Origin of the sequence: Roseomonas sp. GC11, assembly GCF_024437745.1 — a bacterium.
GTDB lineage: Bacteria > Pseudomonadota > Alphaproteobacteria > Acetobacterales > Acetobacteraceae > Pseudoroseomonas.
Map to the genome: position 1 here is coordinate 1 of NZ_JANFNY010000190.1, position 1,223 is coordinate 1,223.

1 protein-coding gene is annotated in these 1,223 nt (G+C 79.1%); it reads left to right on the plus strand.

The genetic code is table 11. The annotated features are described in order from the left end of the window. Positions 1–1,223 (plus strand): PAS domain-containing protein (locus NON00_RS24540; protein WP_256025427.1); only part of this gene is annotated, 1,223 nt, incomplete at both ends.

A 1,223-nucleotide genomic window follows, 5' to 3' on the forward strand; every position in this document is an offset into this window, starting at 1 on the left:
CCGCTGCTGGCCGCGGCCACCGCCCTGCCCGGCCTGCCCGCCCTGCTGCTGGTGGCGCAGGAGGAGGCCGTGGCCCTGGCGCCGTGGCGCCGCCATGCCGGCTGGGTGACGATGCTGGCCCTGCTGGTGCTGGGGCTGCTCGGCGGCGGCACGGCGCTGCTGCTCTCCGAGGCGGCGCGGCGGCTGGAGCAGCAGCAGGCCACCACCCGCCGGCTGCGCCTGCTGGCCGGCGGCTCGGCCGAGATCGCCGCCGCCAGTGAATTGCCCGCCCTGCTGGACAGCCTGGCCCGCCTGGCGCGGGAGGTGGCGGGGGCGCGGGGGGCGGTGCTCTGGCATCCCAACGCGGCCGCCCCGGCTGCCAGCTGGGCGCCCGGCCATGGTCTGCCGCCGCCGGTGCAGGCGCGGCTGCTGGAACTGGCCGCTTCCCCCGCCGCGCGGTCCGCCGGCGCGCCCGTCGCCCTGCCGGCCAGCCTCGCGGAGGGGCTGCCGCCGCTGCTGCTGCTGCCGCTCCGCCAGGGGGAAGCGGTGCCCAGGGAAGCGGTGCCCAGGGAAGCGGTGCCCAAGGAAGCGGTGCCCAGGGAAGCGGTGCCGGGGGAGGTGGCGCCGGCCGGCCTGTTGCTGCTCGCCGCCGGGGAAGGCGATGGGGCGGAGCCCTTCGGCGCCGATGACCGCGCCGCCCTGGCCCCGCTGCTGCGGCTGGGGGAGGCCGCGCTGCAGAACCGCCTGCTGATCGCCGCGCTGCACCGCGCGGTGCAGGAGGCGGAGAGCGGCCGGGCCCGGGTGGAGACCCTGCTGGACGCCATGGGGGATGCGGTGCTGGCGGTGGATGTCGGCTGGCGGGTGATGCATGCCAACCGCGCGGCGCGCCGCCTGCTGGCCGCCTCAGCTCGGGAAGGGGGCCAGGAAGCTGGCCAGGAGGGGAGCGAGGCGCGGCTGGAGGGCCGCCTGCTCTGGGAATGCTGCCCCGCCCTGGCGCGGGAGGAGGCGATGACGCCCCTGCACCGCGCCGCCGCGCGTGGGGAGCGGACGGATTTTTTCCTGTCTCTGCCGCTGGCCTCGCCGCGCGCCGGTGGGGTGCAGCCCTTCCAGGGGCTGGCCTGGCCGGCGGGGGATGGCATCGCGCTGCATCTGCGCGCGCGGGAGCCGGCGGACCCGGCCGGGGAGGCGCGGCTGCGCCTGCTGGCGCAGTTGGCGCTGCGGGCCACGCGCGGGCCGGGCGGCGC